General features: G+C 46.0%; 11 protein-coding genes and 1 pseudogene. 6 read left to right on the forward strand and 6 right to left on the reverse strand.

Annotated elements, in window-relative coordinates; all coding sequences use genetic code 11:
- The first annotated feature begins 80 nt into the window (after positions 1-80).
- Positions 81-428 (forward strand): TRADD-N-associated membrane domain-containing protein, encoded by a 348-nt coding sequence (locus H6F80_RS31335; protein ID WP_199296596.1) that lies wholly within the window; start codon positions 81-83, stop codon positions 426-428.
- 102 nt (positions 429-530) lie between these two features.
- On the forward strand, positions 531-701 hold the full coding sequence (locus tag H6F80_RS31340) for a hypothetical protein (protein WP_518523588.1): 171 nt from the start codon (positions 531-533) through the stop codon (positions 699-701).
- A 232-nt stretch (positions 702-933) separates the two neighbouring features.
- Here H6F80_RS31340 and H6F80_RS15025 read toward each other — a convergent pair whose 3' ends face one another.
- Complete coding sequence (locus H6F80_RS15025) at positions 934-1,188, reverse strand: hypothetical protein (protein ID WP_206755071.1); 255 nt, start codon at positions 1,186-1,188, stop codon at positions 934-936.
- Positions 1,189-1,728: 540 nt separating this feature from the next.
- A complete protein-coding gene (locus tag H6F80_RS15030) occupies positions 1,729-1,947 on the reverse strand; it encodes a hypothetical protein (protein WP_190792340.1) in 219 nt (72 codons plus the stop codon).
- 257 nt (positions 1,948-2,204) lie between these two features.
- Here H6F80_RS15030 and H6F80_RS30825 point away from each other — a divergent pair.
- From H6F80_RS30825 to H6F80_RS15045, 3 genes and pseudogenes are all read left to right on the forward strand, one after another.
- Positions 2,205-2,657: pseudogene (locus tag H6F80_RS30825) on the forward strand (type I restriction-modification enzyme R subunit C-terminal domain-containing protein).
- A gap of 199 nt (positions 2,658-2,856) precedes the next feature.
- Positions 2,857-4,896 (forward strand): Piwi domain-containing protein, encoded by a 2,040-nt coding sequence (locus tag H6F80_RS15040; protein ID WP_206755072.1) that lies wholly within the window; start codon positions 2,857-2,859, stop codon positions 4,894-4,896.
- Between the two features lie 166 nt (positions 4,897-5,062).
- Positions 5,063-5,992: a hypothetical protein gene (locus H6F80_RS15045; RefSeq protein WP_206755073.1), complete on the forward strand. Its 930-nt coding sequence runs from the start codon at positions 5,063-5,065 to the stop codon at positions 5,990-5,992.
- A gap of 188 nt (positions 5,993-6,180) precedes the next feature.
- Here the strand turns inward: H6F80_RS15045 and H6F80_RS15050 are convergent, their stop codons facing one another.
- Genes H6F80_RS15050 through H6F80_RS15055 form a run of 3 tightly spaced genes read right to left on the reverse strand, consistent with a single transcriptional unit; the run spans position 6,181 to position 7,448 of the window.
- Complete coding sequence (locus tag H6F80_RS15050) at positions 6,181-6,891, reverse strand: IS6 family transposase (RefSeq protein ID WP_190792343.1); 711 nt, start codon at positions 6,889-6,891, stop codon at positions 6,181-6,183.
- Positions 6,892-6,927: 36 nt separating this feature from the next.
- Positions 6,928-7,128 carry a molybdopterin-dependent oxidoreductase gene (locus H6F80_RS31345; RefSeq protein ID WP_518523590.1) on the reverse strand — a complete coding sequence of 67 codons (201 nt, stop codon included), beginning with the start codon at positions 7,126-7,128 and terminating at the stop codon, positions 6,928-6,930.
- Entirely contained in the window at positions 7,062-7,448 is a 387-nt protein-coding gene (locus H6F80_RS15055; RefSeq protein ID WP_242067374.1) for a hypothetical protein, read from the reverse strand. The genes H6F80_RS31345 and H6F80_RS15055 overlap by 67 nt, the downstream gene beginning before the upstream one ends.
- Before the next feature lie 338 nt (positions 7,449-7,786).
- On the opposite strand from H6F80_RS15055, the gene H6F80_RS15060 reads away from it, so the two are divergent.
- A complete protein-coding gene (locus H6F80_RS15060) occupies positions 7,787-8,020 on the forward strand; it encodes a hypothetical protein (protein ID WP_190792344.1) in 234 nt (77 codons plus the stop codon).
- A 113-nt stretch (positions 8,021-8,133) separates the two neighbouring features.
- Here H6F80_RS15060 and H6F80_RS15065 read toward each other — a convergent pair whose 3' ends face one another.
- Entirely contained in the window at positions 8,134-8,481 is a 348-nt protein-coding gene (locus tag H6F80_RS15065) for an AbrB/MazE/SpoVT family DNA-binding domain-containing protein (RefSeq protein ID WP_518523589.1), read from the reverse strand.
- Positions 8,482-8,569 lie beyond the last annotated feature (88 nt).

Here is an 8,569-nt window from a genome sequence, read left to right on the forward strand (position 1 = left end):
TCTGTATCTTTCAATACAGACTACAAGAAATTGAGTTCACTAAAATTGTATGACATTGTAAATCTAAAGTCATACAAACCATGAACATCCACAATGAGATTATTAGTCAGCACGGCTTCGAGAAGAATCTGATACTTTGGCAATGGCACACCCAATTGGTATCTAAAGCTATAGAGCTAGAGATTGCACATGAACGTATTCGACAAGCTAGACACGGCTATAACTTAGCTTTTACGATGACAGCAGTGTGTTCGGCCGTTGCTATTACAGGTGGAATTCTTCTTGCAAATGGAAAAATTCCTGAAGGTGCAATTGCCACTGCTGGCGGAACAGCACCGCTTATTAGCTGTTTGAAATTTGCTCGTGAGGCAAATGACCGACTCGACAAGCTGTTAATGATAATGAAGCATGATGAAAAATCAAATTGACTAGATTCCCCTCGGACTTAGAGCCATTAGACCAACATAGAGCAGAACGCTAGCATTGATGCAGGTCAGTCGGGTTCGCAATCCTTCAACACGGTTAACACAATGAGGATTCTGGGACGCTGGGTGCGGATGTTCACGATTCCCAACTACTTGTCGGTGGCAAAAGCCTATCAGGAGTTTCATGAAGACGGCGAAGGATTTACCGTACCGCGATCGGGTAGTGGATGTGATGGAAGAGCTTTACAATTACTTTGCCGCTGCATGACAAAGTGAATTATCTGTGCGATCGCTACAGTCAACGGAAGAAGAAGGGATTCAGAAAACGATGGGCGATGTTGGAAATACGATTAGTGGTGTCAGGCTGACAATGATGTAAATCGGTCAGGACTGACAAAATGAGGATGCTCGATCACTTGCGCAAGTATGAGGAAAATTTGATGCGTGTCAAGTTTGAAAGCATTGAGTCAGATTTTGACACGCATCAAAACGATGATGCAGGCTAAGCTTAATCGGGTAGCTCCAACCCTAGCTCCGCTGTGTTTGCTACTAATTGCGCCATTTTTGCTCTCAGTCTTTGCTGTTCTCGCTCTAATTGCTTGAGCTGCTTGCCACGCTCGATCGCCGCTCGCATTTCTGCCACTTGGGCAGCTTTCAAGTAGCGCGCCTTTTGCCCCTGAACTCTCAGCTGATACTGCACAGAAGGACACCCTCGCACGGTTGTTCCGCCTAGCACTGAGGAGTCAATCCGCGCATTGAGCAAAACATCTCCCGCTGCTTGAAGGGCAGCGATCTCTATTTCTAGCTCTGCGAGTCTGGCTTTCAGTTCTGGGTATTTCAGTTTTGATGCGTGTCAGATTCATAATGGTTGACCTTATTTTGACACGCATCAAGTTGAACTGAGGTTTAGCAGGATCCCGATCGCCTTCAAAGGCTTGATTAGAGGGAATTTGGGAGAATTGGGAGGAAAAGTTGTCTTAGGATTGTCAGATAGAGATAAGTGCAGTTAATTACTCATCATGGTAGCTAAAAACAACCGTTGAGCAAGGGTTTGCGCTATTAGGTGAGGAAATTGGTATTTCCTAGTGTAAATCGTCTGAACACTTGTACTGCTCAACTTGTGAAAATCAGTCGTCATGACCAAGCCAAGCTCCTCTCGCCGCAGGAACTCTCTTGGTTGTTTAACGGAACACTTGGACCGGTATCGAATTTCAAGCTATTTTGGCTGCTGCTTTGACTGGGATGGAGGAAAGGGGTGGAGGCGATTGCCTCCCTGTCATTGCTCTCTTATGTAGAGGGTTTGCTAGCGGAGTGCGATCAGGCATTGTTTGACATATGCCTCTACACCACTGCGCGGATCAATGAGGCGTGTTCGTTGCATATCGCTGATGTGTATGGGGTAGGTGGGGGAATACGCGATCGCATTACCTTCCAACGGAGAATGACGAAAGGTAATCAGGAGACGCGATCGGTCCCCGGTGTCACTGGAGTTGAAGTAGCTGCTGAAAGGAGATTGGAGCAACCGTCCCTGTCTATTTCTATGTTGCTAGGCGAGAGGACACTTTTGCCTGGACTCTGCCGAAGCCATTCTAGGGGTAGGCTCCAAGCGGTTAAGAATTGAGGGAGCCGGTACGCACGGCTTCCGCCAAATAGAGATTGCCTAGATGCACAATGAGCGAGTGCTGATTCAGCACATTCAATCAAAATCTTCAGCTTCGGCACTGAGTTCGATCCTCCCGGGCAAAAGTAAGGTAGTTCTCCCTAACATATGAGGATCACATCACGATCCATAAACTCTGCTTTAACCAACCCCTGACCCCAACCGACCTGAGTGAGCTGGAGCGTACTCTGCTAGAATCCTGCTTCGGCACATTAGAGCATCTGGGATATCTCAAAGAGACTAGCCAAGGATTAGGTCTGTTTATTCGATCGCTAGTAGGGTTAAACCGGGAAGCTGCAAAGTAAGCCTTTGGGCAGTTCCTCTCCGGCTCTGCCACGTCCGCAAACCAGATTGAATTCATCAACCTGATCATCGACTACCTAACCCACCACGGCATTATGGAGCCTGCTTTACTTTACGAATCTCCTTTCACAAACATCTGCCCTGAAGGACCAGAAGGTGTGTTCGACCCAGAGCAGGTAGGTGGATTAATCTCAGTTCTAGAAGACATTCGTGCAACCGCAGCTTACCAGGGGCGGATAAAACATTTAGTGTACTCCCCTAATTGCTAGGTGTAGTGATAGAATTACTGATTAATTCTATACCTAGTGTGCAGTACGCTAAATGCACTGGTCAGGTGGAAACTTAATGGTAATCTACGAACTTAGCTTTCGCTCCACGGTTGCGATCCGAAGTATCCTATTCAACCTCCACCAAGTCGATCTTCTACGGGCGATCGAGCCCAGAGATTTGCCCAGTGAATTAGGCAAATTGGCAAATCAATTGCGTAAAGATACAGGTTATGAAGTTGTCGCCGGAAGGCGTGGAAGCTTACTCAGTTCGTCTCCGTTACAGACTTGTTTAGATTTTCGAGTAATTGAAACAGAAAGGATTGATCTCACCTCACTAGAACATAGCTTCTCACTAAAGCAAGTCATTAACCGCTCGGTCGTTCGATACTTTCAAGGTCGAAACTTAAAGGTCAACGCTTACCACCGCGAAGCGTTTGCTAGGAAGACAGTGCCTATCTCCAATGATATTGAGGCACAACGATACTTAAAGTGGGATGTTCGCGTTGACAGCGAAAATCACATTTGCCTCTCCCTTGATTACAGCAGCGAATATAACGATCGCTTGACTGTTCACGAGCGAGGTGCTGAAACAATTTCTATTAATCAGCCTTTAATCCATACCTATGATGGTGCAGGTTGCCGCTTTTCGGGTATTTCAGACTTCACTGTCTCTGAGCCACTAGAAAGCCTTGGCAACATTAGCCTTGTAGAATACCATCGACGAAAAGGAATAATCTCGCCCAGTATCTTAAATGCAATTCCTACACAGACTAGAGCAATTTGGGCTAACTATGGCTCTCAGGGCAGGGATGTAATTTATCCTCATATTCCTCAACTTCTTAAAAAGGCATTCTCCAGGGATGATGTAGATGCGCGGAGATTTAATGAGCAGGTCTGGACGATCGACCAAAGGTTTAAAGAAGCCATTCAAATTATCGCGAAGCTAAACGAAGTTGGTGGTTTGATAGTTCTTGAACAGGCAATCTCCTTTGAGGATTCTCCTTATCGCCCGCAGCGGCAGATTAATTTTGTAGAGCTTGCTAAGAAAAAGAACTACGAACGGAATCTCGATTTTGGTAACAACGTAATAGGAAGCTTCCCTGCTCAAGGATTGAATCGGAAACAGCTTTTAGACAAGCCTGCTCAAATTAAAGCAATTGTTTTTCATCCTGAAGGAGAAAACGTGAAGGCTTGGTGCCAAAGCTTTACTCAATATATTGAAAGTTTTGATATTGGTGTTGACCTGATAGGTTATCGTCCGTATCCATTGGGAAATACTTTAGGAATCCAGAGGGAATGCCGCAATCTACAGGAGGCTAATTTAGTTTTAATGTGCGTTCCAGATAAGGAAGGCTATCGTAATAATCTCATTGCTGATCCTTACCCTGTTCTAAAACGTCAGTTTGTTCAGGCAATGCTACCCTCTCAGGGAATTGAACTTAGTACAATCCATAGTCCTTTCAAACCCAGTACTGGGAACAACTTGCTGCTTGGAGTGCTTGGTAAATTGGGGCATTCTCCCTGGCAACTGCGGCAGATGCCAGGTAATGCTCAGGCTTTTGTCGGGTTAGATGTAGGACGAAAAGACGGCAGAGCCGTTGGTGCAGCAGCTTTCGTTGTTAACCAGCTAGGGAGGGTGATTGGTTGGTCAGCAGCCGACTTTCAGGCTCATCGAGAAACTTTTGACTCCAATTCCCTGCGAAAAATTATTTTCGATTTAATTAACCTGTTTGAACAACACGAACAAAAGCAGCTAGAACATCTGGTAATCCACCGCGACGGACTTCTTCAAGATGACGAGTTTAGCCTTTTCTCAGAATTGATGCCTGAGCTACACGCTAACGGAGTAAAAGAGGTTGATGTCGTCGAGGTGCTGAAATCGGGCTATGACCGAGCAGGCCAATATAACGACAGAACCGAGATGTGGGAGAACCCCCAGCGGGGTTGGGGTTGGTCTCTCTCAGATGAAGAAGTTGCTCTCATGACCACCGGAGCTAAAGAGATTAAGGGTGGAACTAACTTTGTTCCTCGTCCCATTACGATCCGTCGTCGTATGGGAAACACGACTCCGGGCACTCTTGCCGCTCAGGTCTACTGGTTGAGCGAGATGCATATTGGATCGACTCAAACTATACGACTTCCTATTACAACCTATTATGCAGATGCTGCGGCTGAATATGCGTTAGAAGGATTCTTACCAACAGGAATTCAGATTGCACGTAGGCTTCCTTTTTTATAAGTGAAAGAAGTTGTTGAAGTAACTGTTCAAGTAGATGTAGTTAGAATTATGATGGCATCTCTTCAATTATTTTACTAAGGCAGAACGGGCGGAGCGGCAGACTAGCTTCTTATGAATAATCAATAAGACTAAACTTAGCTCGATCCTATTTAACCTCAGCAATATGATGCCAAATGAAGAAGTTTCAATTGATATCATTTTACAGGAAAAAATGGGCAAGAAGATTGATTCTGCCACTGTTGTCGCCACCACTGATACCCCTGGAGAACATACATTTCGAGATTTACCTCCAGGAGAGTACATTGTTGATCGCATTCTTCCTAGTGGACATGTGTACATTGATGAGAATCCTTCAAAACACAATTTGATTAATGAAAAGAATGACCTTTATGTAGGAATCTTCTTTATAGGCTCCTCATCTTCTGAATTAGGGGCAGTCAATAAAGCAGGACAGTCTAGGCAAGATGATAGACCTGAATCCTCTGTCCCAGAACCAATTCTTATAGGTGCGGTTCTTGTAACAGCAGCAGCGATTTGGTCAGCAGATGTAGCTGTTTTTTTAGGCTTTGCCCCCTCTACTGCACCTTTCCAACCTTCCCAGACGACACAGATTGAGTATCAGCAATTAAACCGTTCTACTAGCACAACTGATCGTAATGTAAACCGACTACCTCCTGACTTAGAGGAGAGTTTAAGTAAGTGCCTTGAGGAAGTGGTCAAGTCACAGAGTGAGTTGCTTGAAAAGGCAAGATTTCTTAATTTAACTCTTGAGCCGTTTGGGGTAACTATAGACCCAGCAAAGGTAGCACAATATTTAATTAACGAAGCACGACAAAATTCAGGTAATTTAGCTCAGGAACAGCAAAGCTCCAGCGATCCAGCCGTAGTCCTAATTCGTGGCTTGAAAGAAGCAATTGAAGACTGCAACCCTGGATTGATTCAGAAAATTATCGAAGCAGAAGCGAGGGAAGATGCAGATTCAACGATCGTCAATGATTCTCAAACAGCCAGTTCCCAAACAGTAGAAGAACCTGTTGTTTTAGAGTGTTGCCTTTGTGTTGATAACATACCTATGCCAGCAACAAACTGTCCATGAAGTTCAAGCAATTCCTAACCTTAAAAATTGAGTGAAAACAAATCTGAGTAATCTTTTGGCTTAACCCCAAACAGATAGCAATGCTTGGTCAGCTTCCCCCTTCTCTACATCTAGATAACGAGCTAGATTGCCAAGGTTGTGTCGCAAAAACTTATAAAGGACAACCGATCGGTAACGTTTGCATTCCCTTAAACAGCAATTCCAAAGATTGCTTCAATAAACTTCGCTTGAGAGGCAATATCTCCTGGTTCGATTCCTTTCACTTGTCCTTTTCTCATCATATTCATCGCTGCGATTCCGCTCAACGTTCTTCTCGCACTGTTGAACGTCTTAAATCCCATCATCGGCTTTACAATACGCTTGATGTGCCGATGGTCTTGCTCAATCACATTATTCAAATATTTGCTCTGCCTTAATTCAGTCTCTTTTTCAATCGTTTCATCTGCTTTGAGAGCGTCTATTGCCACTGGATAAGCGGCATTCTTGTCTACGGTAATGACCCGTGGAGACTGGGTGTGCTGACCCTTGAGTACTTTGCGAAAGAAGCGTGCGGCAGCTTTCGCATCCCGTTTCGCACTCAACCTGAAGTCTAGGGTGTTACCTGCTGAATCAACCGCGCGATACAGATACTTCCATACGCCCTTGACTTTGAAATACGTCTCGTCGGTTCTCCACGAATCGTTCGTCGGTTTCAGGTGCGGTCGAATGCGTTTGTCCAATTCTGGGGTGTACCTCAACACCCAATGGTTGATCATCGAATGATCTACTCCCATGCCTCGCTCCTGCATCATCTCCTCTAAATCGCGGTAGCTCAGGGAGTAGTGACAGTACCACCGCACATTCAGCAGGATGATTTCAGGCAAAAAGTGCCGCCATTTGAACAGGGAGGACGTAGACATTGGAGAGCGAGTCAGGGGAGTCGGGCTTGTCCTACCTTACCATTGACCCGTTTTTGCGACACAACCGTAGGATGCAACTCGCTCTGGCGATTTCTGAAATGCAGCGGTGGCGATCGCATAAATCTCATCCCAGGAAATCCGTTCAAAGCGATCGCTGCCTGCTCGCCGAATCAGCGGAAAACTGAGCCGTCCCAGACGATCGGCTTCGAGGGATGACAGTTTTTGCAGCTGGGCGATTGAGTGGGTGTCAAAAAAGTGAGCTGGAACAGGGGCTGAATTTCAGCGGAAATCGCTTCCACGCTTTTCATACGGCGTTGCAGTTTTTCCCCTTCCTCGTTGGTGAAACCGCCCTTCTGTCCCCCTGTGCCCCAGGAGCATGACAAGCAAGCACTGTGATGAAACAGCGTTTTCCAGAGTTTTGGTCCCTCCGGGAATAGCGTATGCTTTGCCCAATATTCAATCACTGGAATCCCACCACCAATGTCCGGCGTATTTTCGTTGGTTTCGTGGGAGGGAGGTTGAGCCTGGGGAGTAGTGTCCGTCGGTTGCAACGGCAAAGCGACTTATCCCTGAAACTTACAGCAATTTGCAAAAAGAGAAAATTCCTCGCTGGGCAGATTCGGGTTCCAATTCCAAATCTCCCGCGATGCGGATAGATTGCTCCAGATTAAGTCCGTTCCGCTGAATGGCATGGAGGATCTCACCGCTAGAGCGCGACGAGTGCAAGCAGTTGGAGTTTGTTACGCAATGCTAGTGAAGTTGTCAACCATCGGCAACTGTTACCCGTAATTGCTGCAGGCATTACAACTTCGCGTCATCCTGACCAGTCGAATCACAATCATGGTGCGGGTGTGGCGAAAGTAGCAGCCCAATCCTTACAACTGAGGTAGAAAAGTTGCCTGCTACTGCTGCATTGACTGCGATCGATGCTGACACGACTGAGACTGTTTCTAGCGTTGAGCTGTTTAGCTATGGACTGTGCTGTGTCGCGCAGGGAGCTGTCGGCGTGATCGGCTTTGCTTGTTTAACGCTGATCCCGATCGCCCTGCATCATGGATTATTCTCTCTAGCTAAGATAGTAGAAGTCAGAATGCCCTTGAGTTTCAGGTCTGCTCTGGGTTTCTTGTAGCCTGTAGAGGTTAAAGAATAATCCAGACCAAAAGATCGACGAAGACCAAACGACCAATCCTCTACCTCTTTTGCTGATTAAGCCTGTGTACGGTTTATCTATGACTTGGGAAATCAAACCTCGGTATTGGTCAAGTCCCCTTCGGCTTGAATCTGAACGAGCTTAATGTGCTTATAGCCCAGCTTAATCTCAAACTCGTCCCCTGGCTTTAGACCCATCATCTCCGTGTAGGCTTTTCCAATCACAATCTGTCCGTTGGCATGGACAGAAACGCGATACGTCGGAGTTCTACCCCTTCCTCCTGTTTGCTCTGGCTCTACCGTTAAGCCTTGAGCCTCCAGGATCGCTTCGATAAACTCTGATAAATTCGCCCTTTCCTTATCCTTCGCTCTCGTGACATAGCCACAGGCTTTTGCCTTCTCTGACTTGGAAAGGGTTGGAATTTCCTTTAATTTGCTCAAAAGAGCTTTGCCTCTTAGAGGTTCTATCGCAACTGCCATTGTTGACTAAGTTCTGAATAAATTGCCGTTTCTACTTTCCCAGCTTAAC

It is taken from the genome of Leptolyngbya sp. FACHB-711 (assembly GCF_014695615.1).
Lineage (GTDB): Bacteria > Cyanobacteriota > Cyanobacteriia > Elainellales > Elainellaceae > Leptolyngbya_A.